Consider the following 18,413-nt stretch of genomic DNA (forward strand, 5'->3'; position numbering starts at 1 on the left):
GAAAAAATGTTATCAGGACAAGAATCGACGGCCGGTTTGAGCATGCGTCATAGTGGTTATGGGATGGAGTTGTCAAGCTCGCTGAACGACGGTATGGCCAGTGCAAAATATGAAGGCCAGCGCCGGATGCTGGAGTGCATGCCGTTCCCTTTCCCGTGCAATGCCGATCTGCCCCTCTGCGTGGCCGCATGGCATGGCGTTCTGCATTGGCTGAGATACAACGACGAACCCGTAATGACCTGTCTTTTGGGCGCTCAGGCCGAGAAATGTTGGCCACTGGTCACAGCGATCAGCGAGCGCACCTCCCTGGGCGAACTGCTGGCCGATGTCAGACAGCAATGGGTGGACAACGAGAGCGATTGGTTCGATTTGCATGATCCGAATCATCCCGGCATGACCGATCAGTTGCGCTGTCACGCGATCTGCCTGCATGGTGTCTCGGAAGAGGCGAGCGAGACAGAGTTCACGATCGTGCACGATTGCGAGGCATGGTTCGTCGATTGCGATGCCAGCCGCTTCAGCGAATCCTATCAGCGTTCCGTGATGGCAATGTGGGCCCACCTGGTCGCCAGGATGCTGGAAAGCCCGGCATCGCGCTTGTCGGATGAGCACCGTTTCGACGGTCTGGATGCCTATGCGCCGTCGCAAAACGATATGACCGGGCCGGCGAAGTCAATTGCAGGCAATCTGCCCGGACGGTTTGCCGCCCAGGTTTCCGCCGAACCGCATAAGATCGCCGTCATCGACGCCGATGGCGCCCTGAGCTACGCTGAGCTGGACGCCTTGTCCGAACGCTGGGCACAGGCCTTGCACACGGCAGGCGTGGTCCGCGGCGACTACATCGGCGTTGCATTCGACCGCAGCCATCGCATGATTGCGGCGCAACTGGCGGTGCTGAAAGTCGGGGCGGTGTTTGTCCCCATGGACGCCGCCCAGCCGGCGACCCGCCTGCAGGCGATGGCCGACGACGCCGAGATGCGCGTCGCCTTGACCGACGCATCCTGGATGCCGTTGATGCGCGAAGCCTTGCCGGCCGTGCTATGCCTGGATGTTGCATCCTCTGCCGCAGCGTCTTCCTCCGACCTTGTCATCGATCCTGCCTCGCATCGTCCACAACTACTGGATGTGCTGAGCACGGACGATCTGGCCTACGTGATCTTTACGTCGGGCTCGACCGGCCGTCCGAAGGGTGTCAAGGTCAGCCATGGCAACCTGCTCAATTTCGTCACTCATCTGAAAGAACTGATGAGCGCGCACGAAATCGTGTCGCAGTTTGCCCCCGCCACATTCGATGCCTCAGTCGGTGAAATCCATTCGGCCCTGCTGAACGGCGCCACGCTGGTGATCCTGCCGGCCGAATTGATCGACAGCCCCGACCGGCTGCAGGCATACATGAGCGAGCAACGGGTGACGTTTGCGGCTTTTCCTCCGCAATACGCAAAATATCTTTGGCCCGAGAAGCTGCCGCAACTGAAGACCCTGCTGACTGCGGGATCGGCGCCCGATCACGAACTGGTGCGGCGCTGGCAACCGCATCTGCAGTACGTCAATGCATACGGTCCGACGGAGACCACGATCCTGTCGACACTTTGGCAGGCCAGCCGTCAGGTTGAGCAGCAAGAGCGCTTGACTATCGGCTTTCCGATCATCAATACCGAGGTCCGTGTAGTCAATCGTTTCAACCAGCCATTGCCGCGCGGGGCCATCGGCGAACTGCTGATCGGCGGCGCGGGTGTGACGCACGGCTATCTCAAGCGCGAAGAAATGACGCGCGATAAATTCATTACGACAGATCTGACGCGCTGGTACCGCAGCGGCGATCTGTCCTGCTTCGACGATCAGAACCGCTTATTCTTCGCCGGCCGCGTCGACAATCAAATCAAGCTGCGCGGGCATCGCCTGGAGCCGGGCGAAGTGGAGACAGCGCTGTTGACCTTGCCGGGGATCGAGCATGCTGCTGCCATCGTCGTCGAGGTTCAGGCGGTCAAGCAGCTGGTGGTGTTCTGCGTCGGCCAGCCACAGCCGGAAGAGGCGATCCGGGCCGGTTTAGCCGAGGTTCTGCCGGCCTGGGCCATGCCTAACCGGATACTTTGGTTGGCCGAACTGCCGCTGACGGTGAACGGCAAGACCGATTATCGCGCGCTGCAAGCGCGGCTACAGCAGAACGATGCGCCGTTGCAGCCAGTGGACTACGCCGACGAATTGGAAGCGCAGGTCGCCGATATCTGGCGCAACGTTCTACAGCAGCCGAATATTTCGCGCGAGGATAACTTCATTCATTTGGGCGGCGATTCGCTGACCTCGCTGGCGGTGATGTCCGCGCTGAAACGGCTGGGCTACCAGATCACTTCGTCGCAACTGCTGTCGCATCCATGCCTGGCCGATTTCACCGAACTGCTGCGCCACTCCGAGCGCCTGATGCAGCGCGACTATGCCAGCCGCCAGGGGATTGCGCCGCTCAGCCCGATTCAGGGCTGGTTCTTTCAATTGCAAATGGCGCGGCCGGGTGCGTTCTGCCAAGCCTTGTCCTTCGAGACCGAAGAAAGCCTCGACGCCGAGCGCTTGCACCGGGCTTTTTCGCGTCTGGTTACCTACCACGATCAATTGCGGGCCCATTTTGTCCATTCCGTCCATGCTGAAATGGCTGTGCAGGAGCCTTTGGCCTGGCGGCAGGAAGTCGCCGGTGCGGCGCTGGAGCTGCCGCCGATTGCCTCCATCGACGTTGCCGAAGCAGAACTGGAGCAGGCCAGCGAACAATGGCGCGACATGCTTGCCGCGCAACTGCGTATCGAGCAGGTGCCTCTGTTTCGCATCGTTCTGCTGAAAACACCGAGCCGCTCGCGCGTGGTGTGGGTGCTGCATCACTTGATTGTGGATACCATCAGCCATGGCATCCTGCTGGACGATCTGCGTCATCTTTACGTCAGCGACGAGAGCAGCCTCGAAGAGGTATTGCCAGGCAAGAGCATCAGCTACCTGGACTGGTCGGAAAAATTCCATGCGCATATCGCCGAACGGCCGAACGCACTGCTGGACGACTGGCTTCCTGTGCTGCGCGCCGTCGAAAGCGCGCAGGCGCTTCCGCTTGTGGGGAGTGAGGCAGTGGGGCGCTCGATTGCGATCGGGCAGTACAGCCTGTCGCGGGAGGATACCGCGCGCCTGCTCGGATCAGCAGCAGCCTGTTACCGCCAGAGCGCAGAAGAGTTGCTGCTTGCCGCGACTTATTTGGCGCTGGCGCGTAGCTGCAAGCTGGAACGTATCTGCTTAGACCTCGAATGGCATGGCCGGGACGAGGCATTTGCCGGTTCGCAGGGTCTCGATCGCACGGTGGGCTGGTTCAGCAGCGTGCATCCCCTGTGTCTGACAGTGCCGGCGCAACCGGACCTGGGCGCGTGGCTGATCGAACTGAAGGAGCGCCGTGCGGCGATTCCGCAACGCGGGCGGGATTTCTACGCGCTGCGCTACCTGAGCCGCGATCCTGCCGTGCGTGAGCAATTCGACCGTTACCGCTCGCCGCAAGTGCTGTTCAACAACTTCTCCGGCGTGGTGCAGCGCAGCCACGAGAGCTGGCGCACGGTGCCGATGACCGCCGGCGAAATGGGAGAGAGCGGCGCCAGCCCCTACGCGCTGTCGGTGGAAAGCCAGATCCTCGACGGCGAATTGCAGGTCAGTTTGTCTTTCGATCCAGCGGCATGGGCCGATGGCATGGCCGAAAACCTGGGACAGAGCTTGATCCAGTGCCTGCGGGAGGTGATCGATCATTGCGTAGTTGACGCCAACCGTCGCTGGACGCCCTCCGATTTTCCGTTCGTATCGCTGACACAGGCGCAAGCCGATGCGTTGCCGGTAGCGGTAAAGGCGATTTATCCATTGACGGACATGCAACACACCATGCACCGGCACAAGGACACTTATCAGGTGCACATGTGCTATCGCATGCCGCGCGCGCTGGACCAGCCGGCCTGGCAGCAGGCGGTAGCCGACTGGATTGACCGGCATGATTGCCTGCGCACCGTCATCAAGGAATGGCACGGCGGCGAAATCCATCAGGTCGTGCTGACGACGATCGCGGCGGCGACACGCATACACCAGGTACAGCCCGGCCAGGGCGCAGCATTCGCGGAGCAACTGATCGGACACGCGCGCAGCAAGCCGGTGCAACTCAGCCAGGCGCCGTTGTTCGATCTGCAGGTCGTGGACGAAGCCGGCGACAGCTTCCTGGCCGTGCTGTCCATCCATCACATCATCCATGACGGCTGGTCGATCAAACTGCTGTTGAGCGATCTTCTGAGTACCTATCGCCACTTCCTCGGGGAAGACGAATCCAGGCCGAACGCGCCGCTTGCCAACATGTCTGACATCGTGGCGCAGCAGCGCCGCCTGCTGGCCAGCGATGAATGGCGAAAATACTGGACCGAGTTGCCGTGGGAGCGTAGCGCCAGCCAGCTGCCTTGCGTGGCGCCGCTTAATGGCTACACTAACGGTCATAATTCTGAGCAGCCGGGAGCGTCGAACACACGGATTTATCTCAGCAGCATCGAGCGCGAGCTGGAGGTGGATGTGCGCGCCAGGGCCGCTGCGCTCGGCGTCACGGCCAACAGTTTGTGGCTGACCGGTTACGCCTGCCTGCTGCGTTATCTGGGCGGCCAGGCGCAAGTGCGCTGTGGCGTCATCCAGAATGGACGAATGGAAGAGATTCCCGGCTTCGAAACCATCACCGGATGTTGCGTCAACACCTTGCCCCTGGTGCTGAACATCGAAGCATCAAGCACGCCGGCCGCTCTGCTGGCCAGTGTCAACGCGCAACTGGAAGCAATGCGCACCTGCGCGGCTTTCCCTTTGTCGCATATCCATGAAACCGTCAAATCGCGGCTCGACGACGAGCTGTTCAGCAACTTGTTCAATATCGTGAGCCAGCGTTACGGCGAGCACAATGCGCAGTTGCATCCTGTCCTGGAGTCGGGTTACGAGTCGACCAATTACCGCTTCATTTTCGGCCTGATCGAACAGGATTCCGGCGCCGAAGGATCCGGAGCGGCGTCAACCGTGCCCCACTATGGCGTGAGAATAGGCTATGACGCCGATCTGTACGATGAGGCATCCGTCGCTATGTGGCTGGATATCTATGCCCATTGCATGCGTCAGTTGATCGCCCATACGGATGCCGCCTGGAGCGAGTTGCGGCTGCTGCCGCCGGCATTGAAGCAACAATCGGTGTCTGTATGGAACCAGACGGATCATGCCTACAGCGACAACCGTTGCATGCACGAATTGTTTGCGGAGCAAGCCGCAAGAACACCGCATGCCGAAGCTCTGGTCTGCGAGGAAGAACGCTTGAGCTACCGCGAACTCGACCAGCGCAGCAACCGCCTGGCGCAGCATCTGCGCAGCCTGGGCGTCGGCCCCGATGTGGTGGTGGGGCTGTGCGTCGAGCGATCCACGGAGATGGTGGTCGGACTGTTGGGGATTTTAAAGGCTGGCGGCGCCTATGTACCGCTGGACCCCGAACTGCCGCCGCAGCGGCTGGCCGGTATGGTGGCCGATATCGGCGTGAATCTGGTGCTGACCCAGGCACAACAGTTGGCTGGCCCCCTATCGCAAGTGGGCGCAGAGGTGCGGCTGTTGCGTCTGGACGCGGATTGGGCGCAGATGGCGCAGTATGAGGCCACAGCGCCTGTGACCGGCGTCACGCCCGCGCATCTGATCTACGTGATCTTCACTTCCGGCTCCACCGGCAAGCCGAAGGCCGCGATGAACCAGCATGGCGCGTTGGTCAATTACATCCAATGCCTGCAGGCCGGCCATGGCCTGGATGCGACCGACCGTGTGTTGCAGAAAACGCCATTCTCGTTCGATGTCTCGGCGCGGGAGTTCTTCTGGCCGTTATTGACGGGTGCGACGTTGGTCATGGCCAGGCCGGGCGGTCATCGCGACCCGGCCTATCTGAGCCAGGCCGTCCGTGAGCACGGCATCACCGCGCTGAGTTTTGTGCCTTCGATGCTGCAGATTTTTGTCGACGACGGCGAGCTGCATTCGTGCAGCAGCCTGCGTCGCATGTTCGTCAGCGGCGAGGCGCTGCCTGGAGCACTGGCAGCGCGTTTTCTAGCCTTGTCGAAGGCGCGGATGTACAACCTGTACGGCCCTACCGAAGCTGCGGTCGAAGTTAGCTGCCATGAGGTCACGTCCGCCGATGGCGCGACCGTGCCGATCGGCCGGCCGCACTGGAACACGCGCTTATATGTGCTTGACGAGCGCATGGAGCCGGTTCCGGCCGGCGTCGGCGGTGAGCTGTATATCGGTGGCGTGGCGGTCGGTCGCGGTTATCTTGGCCGCCCTGAGCTGACGGCCGAACGCTTCGTCGACAGTCCCTTTGAGCTGGGAGAGCGGCTGTACCGCACGGGCGATCTGGCGCGTTGGCGAGCCGACGGCGAAGTAGAGTACCTGGGTCGTCTCGACCATCAAGTCAAGATTCGCGGCTTCCGCATAGAACTCGGCGAAATCGAGCACGCCTTGTCCGCGCACGAGAACGTCAAGCAGGCGCTAGTGATCGCCAGAGCGGATGGCGAGCATAAGCAATTGGTCGCCTATATCGTCGCCAAAGAACCGGCGCTGGAGGATGAACACGCCAATGCACAGTTAATCCAGTCGTTCAGGGAAAAACTGCAAGCCGAACTGCCGGAATATATGGTGCCGGCGGCATTCGTGCTGCTGGAAGCGGTGCCTTGCAACGCTAACGGCAAGGTCGATCGCGCCAGCTTGCCCGAACCGGGGCCGTCCGCTTATGTACACGCGGCCTATGTTGAGCCAGGCAATGATCGCGAGCGAAATCTGCGGGCGATCTGGGGCGACGTGCTGCGTACCGAATCCTTTGGCGTGACCGACAATTTCTTTTCCATCGGCGGCGATTCCATCCTCGCAATCCAGGTGGTGTCGCGCGCAGCAAAGCAGGGCATTACCCTCACGCCGCGGCTGATCATCGAGGAAAAGACTATTCGTAATCTGGTCGCCAGACTGGTGGAGAAAGAAGAATCCACGGCCACTGCTGCTGCCATTGCTGAGTCGGCGCATGAGCTCCAGGCATGCAAGGGCGAGCAGCGCCTGTTGCCCATCCAGATCAGATTCCTGCAGGACGATGGCGTCGATGTGAATCATTACTGCCAATACGCCGCAGTGAACTTGCCTCCCCAGGCAAATCTGGCTTTGCTGAAGACGGTGCTGGCCGCGATCGTTGCACGGCACGATGTGCTGCGCCTGAAATTCCGGCAGACGCCAGCTGGCTGGATTGCGCTGTATCGTCCTGAGTTGCTATCCGACCTGGCGAGCGTGCTCGATGAGATGATCGTCGAAGTCGATGCCCGGGATACCCTGAAAAACTCTGCCGACCGGCAGGCCCGCATCCGGGCTGAAATGGAACTGGCGCAGGCCGGGCTCGATATCAAGCAAGGCAAGCTCTGTCGCTGGGTCTGGCTGCGCGACGGCGATCAGTCGCAATTGATCTGGGTCATGCATCACCTCATCGTCGATGTGGTTTCGTGGCAAGTGTTGCAGGATGATTTGAACATGGCGCTGGCGCAATGCAGCCGCGGCGAACCGCTCAGGCTGGCTCCCAAATCGAGTAGTTACCAGGAGTGGGCGGCGCGTCTGCATGACTATGCCTACAGTGCGCCGCTTGAGAGAGAGAGAAGCTATTGGCTGCAGCAACTGGAAGCACCGGCGGCAGGCCTGAGGTTCGACCACGAGGTTGACCGTGAAGCGACGCCGGAAGACTCCCGCGATCTTGATTTTCCGATTCAGGAAACCACAGAACAGGTAGTAGTGAGTTTGAGCCGCGAGGAGACCGCTTTGCTGCTGAGCCGGGCCAGCACTTTCTTCGAGGTCCGGACTCACCAGTTGCTGATTGCCGCGTTGAGCCGGACCTTGGGCGGCTGGCTCGATGCCGATGACATCCGTATCGATCTTGAAAGCCACGGCCGCGACGACATGGCAGGAGAAGCGGCATTCGAGGGTGTCGATCTCAGCCAGACCGTTGGCTGGTTCACTGCACTGTATCCCGTCCATGTGGCCGGCGTTAGAGGCGATCTGGTCGAGCACATCCGCCGCACCAGGCAACATTTGGAAGCGGTGCCGCGCAACGGCATCGGTTACGGCGTACTGACCAGCCTGGCGCATGACGAGGATCTTGCTGCCGCCAGCCAAGCGCTGGGCGGCCGTACATCCGAAGTATTGTTCAATTATCTGGGACAGGTCGACCCGGAGCTGCAAGGCGGCGGTTTCGTCAGCCCGCGCAGAACCAGAACTCATGCGCTGAATATCAATGGCATGATCGGCGCGGGTGTGCTGGCCTTGCATATCGATTACAGCCGCCAGCAGTTCAGGCGCGAGACGATGGAGGCTGTGGCCGCGCGCCTGGTCAGGGTGTTGCAGGACATGCTTACTTGCGACGGAGGAGGAGGTGGTGGCGGTGAGGCCGGTCCTGGCTTCGGGGCCGAGTCATCGCAGTTTCCATTGGCCGGGATCGGGCCGACCGATCTGAGCGCCTTGCAAGCGAAATACCCCACGCTCCAGGATCTGTATCCCTGCACGGGAATGCAGCAGGGCTTGTTGTTGCTCGCCGACCGTGCCTCGAAAGACGGACTTTATCTCACCCAGCTGCGGATGCAATTGGAGGCGGTCGATCCGGCGCGCCTGCGCCAAAGCTGGCAGGAATTGGTAAAACGGACCCCCGTGCTGCGCACCGCCTTTGTCGACGTCGGGCAGGATGAACTGCTACAGATGGTGATGGCCGAGGTCGACCTGCCGTGGCGCGAAGCAGACCTCGGTACAGCGGATGCTGCGAACAAAGTGCAGCAAGGGCTGGAACAGTTGCTTTCTGAGGAGCGCAGCAAGCCTTTCGATCTTGGCGCCGCGCCGCTGATGCGCTTGCTGCTGGCGCGCACCGGCGAGCGCCAGCATTGCCTGATCTGGACCCACCACCATGCCCTGATCGACGGCTGGTCGATGGGGCTGCTGGTCAAGCAATTGTTTCAGATCTATGCCGCACCGCAAACGCAAGCTCAATCGCTGCCGGCGCCCGAGTACAAAAACTACATCGCCTGGCTGCGTTCGCAAGATAAGGATGCTGCAGTGCGCTACTGGCGTGCTTACTTCGACGGTTTGCCGCTTGCCGCCAGTGCCAGCCTGCCGTTAGTGGCGGAGCCCGAGGACAGTGCCGCCGCCGAGCAGTCTGGCAGCGGGGAACAGAAAGCACATTCGATCGAGCTTTCGACGGCAGCCACGGCGCAGTTGCGGCGGCTGGCGCAGGCTGAGGGCGTCAGCCTCGGCACGCTGATTCTGGCCGCGTGGGGACTGTTGCAAAGCAAATACAGCGCCGAGCCGGAAGTGCTGTTCGGCTACACCACCAGCGGTCGTCCGGCTGCCTTGGAAAGCATCGAGACCATGGTCGGGCTGTTCATCAATTCCTTGCCCATCCGTTTAAAGATCGTCGCGGATCAGAGCCTTTCTTCCTGGCTGCAAGATATCCAGCGGATACAGCTCGATCACGAGGATCACGGCTTTCTGCCGCTGGCGGATATCCAGCGCTGCAGCGGCGCACGCCTCGGCCAGGCGCTGTTCAACGCGCTGGTGGTGGTCGAAAATTTCCCGCTCGACCGCGCGTTTCTGGCCGCCGAGGCGGCCGATGGCCTGCGCGTGGTTGACGTCCAGGGCGTCGAGCGCAGTGATCTCGGCTTGAGCCTGATCGTGTATCCCGGCAAATGCTTGACGCTCAAACTGGCCTATCAGTCGAAACAGTTCGACGACGCCTCGACGCTGCTGTTATTGCAGCGCCTGAGCCAGTTGCTGACGAGTTTTGCCAAAGGCGGCGCACAGCCGATTTCACAGCTGTCCGTGCTGAGCGAGGCAGCGCGCCAGCGCGCCATACGGGACTGGAACGCCACCGATGCCGCCTATCCTCTCGATCGCTGCGTGTACGAATTGTTTCAGATACAGGCTGACGCGCGCGGGAGCGAAACCGCAATCGTCTCGGGAACTGAACGCTGGTCTTATCGACAACTGGCCGAACGGGTGCAGGTGATCTCGTCATGGCTGACCGAGAGCGGGGTCGAGCCGGGCGAGCGGGTCGCACTAAGTCTGGGCAAGGAACCCGACCTGATCGCCGCCATGCTGGGCATCATGCGGGCCGGCGCCGCCTATGTACCGATGGCGCAGGATTGTCCGCCGGAGCGCGGCAGCTTCATGGCGGAGGATGCGGGCATCAAACGGCTGGTGACTCGACGCGCTCATCAGGAGCAGGCGGACGGCTGGGGCGTAATGCCCTTGTTTCTGGAAGATTGCCCGCAAAACCGGCATGCCGGGATTTCCGCGTCACGGGTGCCAGACCCTTACTCGACCGCTTACGTCATTTACACCTCGGGGACGACCGGCAAGCCCAAGGGGGTATTGGTCAGCCACCGCAACCTGGTCAATTTCTGCTGCTGGTTCGGTCAAACCGGCCTGTCGCGGGCCGGCGATGGCTTTTCGCAGTTTGCGCCGCACACCTTCGATGCATCGGCAGGAGAGATCTTCGGCGCTTTGCTCAACGGCGCCGAGCTGCATCTGCTCAGCGGCGAACTGATTCAGGAGCCGCGCGCTCTGGCCGAGTACCTCAGCGGGCAACGGATTCGTTTCGCCGCCTTCCCGCCGCCTTACTTGCTGCAGATGGACCCCGACCTGGTGCCGCAGGGCATGAGCTTGCTCACCGCCGGTTCGGCGCCGACCCCTGAGCTGGTGCAGCGCTGGAGCAAGCACTGCCGCTACGTCAACGGTTATGGACCGACCGAGACCACCATCCTGTCCTCGGCCTGGATGGGCGAGGATGACAATTTCGACGGCAAGCTTTCAATCGGCCGTCCGATCTCCAACACGACGATGTATGTAGTGGACAGCGTGGGCCAGTTGTGCGCACCCGGCTTGCTTGGCGAGATATGGATTGGCGGCGAAGGCGTAGCGCAGGGCTATCTCAACCGGCCTGACCTGAGCGCTCAGCAATTCATCGCCGACCCCTGGCGGCCGGGTAGCCGGGTCTACCGTACCGGCGACCTTGGCCGCTGGCTGGACGATGGCCGCATCGAGTGCGTCGGCCGGCGAGACCGTCAGGTCAAGCTGCGTGGCTTCCGCATCGAATTGAACGAAATCGAGAACCGGATTCGCGAATATCCGGCAATCCAGGATGTCGCAGTGCTGGTGCGCGGAGACGAGGACGACAAGCGCTTGATTGCCTGGGTCGTGCAGCGCAATGAAGCCACTACAGCCACTGCGGAACCGACCGAAGCCGCTCAGTTCCTGGCGCCTCTGCGTGATTTCCTGCGACGTTCGCTGCCGGAATACATGGTGCCTCAGTACATTGTGCCGATGGACCGGCTACCGCTCACCGCCAACGGCAAGCTTGACGACAAGGCCTTGCCGCAGCCCGACCTCGGCGTCGGCCTCGAAGCGGCTTATGTTGCGCCGCGTACTGCGAACGAAACCGTATTGACCGAGATCTGGGCATCGGTGCTGAAACTGCAACCGGGACAGATCAGCGCCACCGCCAATTTCTTTGAGTTGGGCGGTCATTCGCTGTTGGCGATGCGCGCCATCACGCGCTTGCGTGAGCAGCTTGGCGTGGATCTTGGCGTGGTTGACTTGCTGGCAAGTCCGGTGCTCGCCGATCTGGCTGCGCTGGTGAAAAACTCTAGCCGCCACGCATTGCCGGCCATTGTGCCGGTCGACCGCAACGGCAGCTTGCCCTTGTCGCTGGCACAGCAACGGCTGTGGCTGCTGTCGCAGATGCCAGGCGTGAGCGAGACTTACCACGTACCCGGCGTGCTGCGTCTGCAGGGCAGACTGGATCGCACGGCGCTGCGGCGTGCGCTGGATCGGATCGTGGCCCGGCACGAGGTGCTGCGCACCCGTTTCGAGCTGGTCGATGGCGAGCCGTACCAGCGCATTGCCGCCGCCGATCAGGGTTTCGCCCTGATCGAGCACGACCTCAGCAACGAGGCCGATGCTGCGCAACGTCTATCGCTGCTGATCGAGGAGGAGAGCAGCGCAGCGTTCGATCTGGCCGCTGGTCCGCTGCTGCGCGGCCGCCTGGTGGCGCTGGGGGCGGAGGAGCATGTGTTGCTGATCACGCAACACCATATCGTGACCGACGCCTGGTCGCTGACGCTGATGGTGCGCGAGCTAAGCATTATTTATAACGCTTACCGCATTGGCGCGGAAGATCCGCTGCCCGCGCTGTCGGTGCAGTACGCCGATTACGCGGTCTGGCAACGCCAGTGCTTATCGGGAAGCTGGCTGCAGGCACAGACCGACTACTGGCATGGCAATCTGGCCGGCGCGCCGGCATTGCTGGAGTTGCCGACCGACAGGCCGCGTCCGGCACAGCAGAAATACGACGGCGATGTGGCGGCATTCACCTTGGATGCGGAGCTGACGGCGGCCTTGAAAGAGCTGAGCCGCCGTCACGACACCACTTTGTTCGTGACGCTGTTGACGGGCTGGGCTATCGTGCTCAGCCGCTTGTCGGGCCAGCAGGATCTGGTGATCGGCAGCCCTGTGGCAAATCGCATGCAGGCGGAGCTGGAGCCGATGATCGGCTTCTTCGTCAACACGCTGGCGCTGCGGATCGATCTGTCGGGCGAGCCGACGGTGGCTGAATTGTTGCAACGGATGAAGCAACAGACGCTGGCGGCGCAACGGCATCAGCAGATGCCGTTCGCGCACGTGGTGGAGGTGCTGCAGCCGCCGCGCAGTATGGCGCATGCGCCGATCTTCCAGGTTATGTTCAACTGGCTGAGCGAGAATGTCGCCGACGCGATCGACCTGGATGGCTTGCGGATCGCACCGGAGAGTGCGCCGCGTGTCTTGTCCAAGTTCGATCTCACGCTCGATCTGGCCGAAGCCGACGGCTGCATCAGCGGTGTTTTGGAATACGCAACCGCGCTGTTTGAACGGGAGACGGTTGAGCGCTGGAGCGGTTATCTGGAACGCGCATTGCGGGCGATGGTGACGCAGGAGCAGCAGTGCGTGCGGCAAATGGATCTTCTGGGGGCGGAAGAAACCCGCCGCTTGCTGAGTTTCAATGACACCTATCGGCCGGACTTGATCGACCGTACCTGGCCTGAGTTATTTGCTGCCCAGGCCTTGCGCACGCCTGAGCGCATGGCGGTGCAATGCGAGACCACGCAACTGAGCTATGGCGAGTTGCACGAGCGCACATCGCGGTTGGCGACAACCTTGCGGGAGCAGGGCGTGGTGCCGGGACAGACCGTTGCCCTGCTCGATAACCGCGGCACCGATCTGCTGGTGATGATTATCGCGGTACTCAAGGCGGGCGCCGTTTATTTACCGATCGATCCGACCCATCCGACGCTGCGTTGGCTAGATATCCTGCAGGAAGCACAACCTTGCCTGCTGGTGGTCGGCGACACCCTGGCCGAGCCGCGCCGCTGGCTTGAGGATCATTGGCCGGCCGAACGTCTGCGTTCGATGGCCGAGTTGCTTGCTGTCGCGACCACGACCACCGAGCTGCCGCCGCCAAGCCTTGACGATCTGGCCTATCTGCTTTTCACCTCGGGTTCAACAGGCAAGCCTAAAGGCGTGATGATCGAACATCGCGGCATGATCAACAACATGCGCTCCAAGGTCGCGCCGCTGGCTATGTCGGCGGACGACGTGATCGCCCAGACTGCGCCGCAATGCTTCGACATCTCGGTGTGGCAATTCCTCACGGGCCTGCTGCTGGGGGCGAAGGTGTTTATCGTCGCCAACGACATCACCCGCGATCCGCAAGCGCTGCTGGAATGCCTCGACCGCCAAGGTGTGACGATCTGGGAACCGGTGCCGTCGTTGATCCAGGCGACATTGCCGTACAGCCGGCCGCTGCCCCATCTGCGCTGGGTGATCTCGGTCGGCGAGGCCCTGCCGCGCGAACTGGTCGAGCGCTGGTTCGAGCAATACCCGGACTTGCCGTTGATTAATCACTACGGCCCGGCCGAATGTTCGGACGATGTCACCTTCCATCCAATCCACGCTCCGGTTGAGCGTGTGTTGATCGGCGCGGCCCTGCCCAATGCGCAAATGCACTTGGTGGACGACCAGCTCCGGCTGCTGCCGCTAGGCGTGGTTGGCGAAATCGCTGTGTCCGGCGCAGTGGTCGGTCGAGGCTATCTCAACCGCAGCGAGGAAACCCAGGCCAAGTTTCACCTCAATCCGTATGCCCGCCATGCGACTGAACAACGCCTTTATCTGACCGGCGACCTTGGCCGTCGCCTGGCCGATGGCACGGTGGAATACGTCGGGCGCAAAGACTTCCAGGTCAAAATCCGCGGCTTCCGGATTGAGCTGGGCGAGATCGAGAGCAGCTTGGTCAATCATCCTGATGTACGTGAAGCGGTGGTGGTGGCATACGAACTGGGCTCCGGCAATCCGCAACTGGCAGCGTATGTCACGCTGAAAAGCGCCGTGGCGGTAGATGACCTGAAAGCGCATCTGCGCATAACGCTGCCGGACTACATGATCCCGGCGGCGATCATGGTGCTCGATAGCTTGCCCTTGAACGGCAATGGCAAAGTCGATCGCAAAGCGCTGCCGGCGCTCTCCGCCAGCGCATTTCAGCAAGCGGCATACGAACAACCGGAAGGCGCCGCCGAGCGACTGATTGCCACGACCTGGCAAGAATTGCTCGACGTCCCGCAAGTCGGCCGTGGCGATAATTTCTTCGATCTCGGCGGTAGCTCGATTCTGCTGGTGCGCATGCTTGGCCGCTTACGCGAACAAGGTCTGTCGTTGAGTGTCACCGATGTGTATCAGCAACGTACGCTCGCGAAGCTGGGGGCAGTGTCTTCGTTTAGCGGCCTCAGACTGGGCGACTGGCTGGAAAGCCGCCGCTGGACATACAAGAACATGGCGCTGGAGGTCGATGGGAAGAGGGTTGCCGTGCTGCTGGTCGAGCAGGTCGAGCCGTCCAGGATAGGTGAGCTAAAAAGCAAGCTGAGTCTGATGGCAAGCGATGACCGGCCGGATTTCATCCGGATATGCGACGACGTCGAAGGTTCCGCGCTGAGGTTGGAATCCCAAGGTGCAAGCGCGCTGGGATTAAGTCCGATCAGGCCGGCGCCGATTGCTTACGAAACGCAATTCGCCAGCTATCTCGATGCCATTGCGGCCGCGCCGCGGGAGGAAGAGTTCCCATTCAGTGCGGTGCAGCGCGGCATGCTGGAGTGGGACGAACACGATAGCTTCAGCACGATAGAGATCGCAGGCTGGCATACGGCAGAGGAACTGCAGGATGCTTTCGGACGCCTGACTCAGGAGCAGGAGTTGCTTCGCGCAGCGCCCGATTATGACCGCAGGCATTGGGCCTTGCTGGCTGAGGCGGCAATGACAGTTGCGCCGATAGTCCATATCGATTTGAAATCCGCTGGCAAGGACGAGCTGAAGCGCCAACTGGCCTCTCTCGGCAGCATCTTGCGCGATGCCAGGAAACGGACGCCGCTAGCATACACGGCGGCATGGGTATCGGCATCGGACACCCAGCATTTCCTGCTGCTGGCGCTCGATCACCTGATCTGGGACGACATGTCGCAAAGTAGCGCTCAGCGCCGCTTGACCGAACTGTTGAAACCCAAGTCCAAACCGATTGCGCGCTCGTATCGGGATTATTTAGGCGATGTTCAGCGCAAGTGCGACATCGCGGCTCGCGATGTCGCAGACCAGGTGCTGGGCTATGCCGAACTCTCGGCGGTCATGTCGGCAACCCGCAACGCACTTGAAGCAAGACGCCACCGGCCATTGCAAATCGTCGACTTCGAGGTGGCGCTGAATGTGCCAGGCAGAGGAGGCGAGCAGGCCTTTGAGATATTCAAGCGCTGGATCATGCAGGCCACCGGCCTGGCGCGGGTCGGCATGGTGCTGATTCATCATGGGCGGGAACTGGGCGAGCATACGTACTTCGATCAGATTGGCTTGTTCCTGGACACGATCCCGTTCGTCATCGCGCCGGACACGCCGTTGGCGGAGATGTCGGCCAAGGCGGCGTACTTGCAGAAGCAGGGCATTCATTACGCCAGCCTGGATGACGCAGCAAGCACTGAACGAGCGGTCGCCTTGCCTGGTTTGCTGCAAGAGATATTGTTCAATTTCCAGACCGTAGGATCGCCGCAGTCACAGCAGCGATCTACTACGGATAAGGCGCAGCATCGCAAGGAGCTTAAGGATTACTACGGGCTGTTGTTGGAAGCCTATGTAGCAGATGGCAAGCTGTCAATTCATTGCGTTTTCAGGGGAGACGATGCGGAAATTGATAGTTTCCGACAAGTTTTCGCGGCCGATTGCCAGTCAATCGACAACACCGCAGAGATTGGAAACCTATGACCTACTCGCTGGAAATAAATGACGTCCGCAAGCGCTATGGCGATTTCGAGGCCGTCAAAGGCATGAGCTTTCGCGTAAGGAAAGGAGGCTGTTTCGGCATCCTGGGGCCCAACGGCGCCGGAAAAACTTCTTTGCTGGCGATGATCGAGGGCCTCACTTCGATTACCTCTGGCTCCATTTCCGTGCTGGGGATGGATGTCGCCACGCAGATACGCCAGGTCCAGCCGCGCATGGGGATACAGCTGCAACAGAGCAACTACTTCCGCTTCCTGACCGTGGCGCAACTGCTGAAGTTTTATCAGGAGTTGCGGGTGGCAGGCAGCGGCAAGCGTAATGGCAGGCCGGTCGCCTGGTTGCTGGATCGGCTCGGCTTGAAAGACAAGCTCAACTTCAAGGTGGAGGAGCTCTCCGGCGGACAGAAGCAGCGGCTATCGATCGCTGTCGCGCTGCTGGACGATCCGGATGTCATCTTTCTCGATGAACCCACCTCTGCGCTCGACCCGCACAGCCGGCTCTATACCTGGGAGTTCATCGAGCAACTGAAGCAGGATCCCGACAAGACCGTCATTCTCACCACGCATTACATGGAGGAAGCCGAACGCTTGTGCGACGAGATCATGATCATGAACGACGGCAAGCTGATCGCCCAAGGCAGCCCGTCGGAACTGGTGCAATCGATGCAGGCACACCATTCCATCCAGTTCCGCTTCGCCAAGGGCAAGTTCAAGCTGGAATTCGTCAAGGACCTGGTCGGCGTCATCGACCTGCAATGGGATGACAAAACCGATTGCCTGCGCGTGCAGACCAGGGAGGTGGCGGACACGCTGCGGGAAATTCTCGCGGTAAGCGAAAACAAAAGCATTGATGTCATCAATTTCGATGTCAACCGTCCGAATCTGGAAGACGTGTTTCTGTCGCACACTGGCAAGGAAGAGCGTGTATGAAAAAGACTTGGGTATTCTTCAAACTGCGCATGCTACAGCTCAAATCGGATAAAACCGCATTGTTCTTCTGTTACGTATTGCCGGTGATTCTGCTGCTGGGAGTCGGCTATCCGCTGCAAATGCGCGACGATGCGAAGATCGCCGTATGGTACTCCGGCGTCGCCGCCGAGCCTTCAAGTGCTGCAATGGCCGCCTATCTCGGCAAGCACAAGCTGATCAATCTGCAGCCGTATGCCGACACCAAAATATCGCCCAAGGCAGCACTCGAAAGCAACCAGATCAAGCACTACCTGGAGTTTCGCGACACTCGCTCCAACAGCGATCCAAAGTACCCCGGGATCCAACTGTACGCCAACACCTTGCCGGAGAACCGTATTGAAAATGTCGCCTTGCAGGGAATCCTCGACGATTACTTCCGAGGGCCGGTAACGGCTGCTCCGCAACAGCAAGAGATAGCGACCAGCCGCAACGCCTCGTACCTGATGATCTTGCTGCCGGGCGTCATCGGCATGACATTGCTGATCATCGGCCTCAATGGCTTCGGCGCCGTGCTGATCGAAGAAGAGCATCGCGGCTTGTTCAAGAATATCAAGACCATCGACGCTTCGCCGGTGCCTTTCCTTGCCGGGCTGTTTATCTCAAGGATGTTGATCGCCTACAGTGTTGTGTTCGCGCTATACATGCTAGGCGTGCTGGTGTTCGGCATTCCTCTCAATGTGAACTATTTGTTGATGCTGCTCGTCATTACGCTGGGTTGCGTGTCGTTCCTGGGTCTGGGCCTGGTGCTGGCGACAGTCAGTCCCTCGGTGACGGCGTTCAACGGCATTGTCAACTTCGTGCAGATGCCCTTCATCATTCTGGGAGGGGTCTTCTTCTCTGTCAGCGCCTTTCCCGAATGGTTGCAGGCGGTCGCCGGACTGATGCCGCTGACGCAGTTGAACTTTGCGATGCGCGAACTCTTGTTCAACTCGGTGGGATTTGGCGACATGTCCAGGCTATTGCCGCAAATAGCTGTCCTGAGCGGATGGTCGCTGCTTGCGTTCATTATCGTCAGGTTACGGTTCCGATGGTAGC

General features: G+C 60.8%; 3 protein-coding genes. All 3 read left to right on the forward strand.

Features of this window, described 5'->3' with window-relative positions; translation table 11 throughout:
- Positions 1 to 234: 234 nt before the first annotated feature.
- From KHU30_RS16950 to KHU30_RS16960, 3 genes are read left to right on the forward strand one after another with little or no spacing between them, the layout of a single operon-like run.
- On the forward strand, positions 235 to 16,395 hold the full coding sequence (locus KHU30_RS16950; protein ID WP_211443797.1) for a non-ribosomal peptide synthetase: 16,161 nt from the start codon (positions 235 to 237) through the stop codon (positions 16,393 to 16,395).
- Positions 16,392 to 17,339: an ABC transporter ATP-binding protein gene (locus KHU30_RS16955; RefSeq protein WP_211443798.1), complete on the forward strand. Its 948-nt coding sequence runs from the start codon at positions 16,392 to 16,394 to the stop codon at positions 17,337 to 17,339. Before KHU30_RS16950 ends, KHU30_RS16955 begins: the two co-directional genes overlap by 4 nt.
- The gene (locus KHU30_RS16960) at positions 17,336 to 18,412 is read left to right on the forward strand and encodes an ABC transporter permease (protein WP_211443799.1); all 1,077 of its coding nucleotides are present in this window, start codon (positions 17,336 to 17,338) and stop codon (positions 18,410 to 18,412) included. The genes KHU30_RS16955 and KHU30_RS16960 overlap by 4 nt, the downstream gene beginning before the upstream one ends.
- The last annotated feature ends 1 nt before the right edge of the window (position 18,413 follow it).

This window comes from Collimonas humicola (genome assembly GCF_018304945.1).
Taxonomy (GTDB): Bacteria; Pseudomonadota; Gammaproteobacteria; order Burkholderiales; family Burkholderiaceae_D; genus Collimonas; species Collimonas humicola.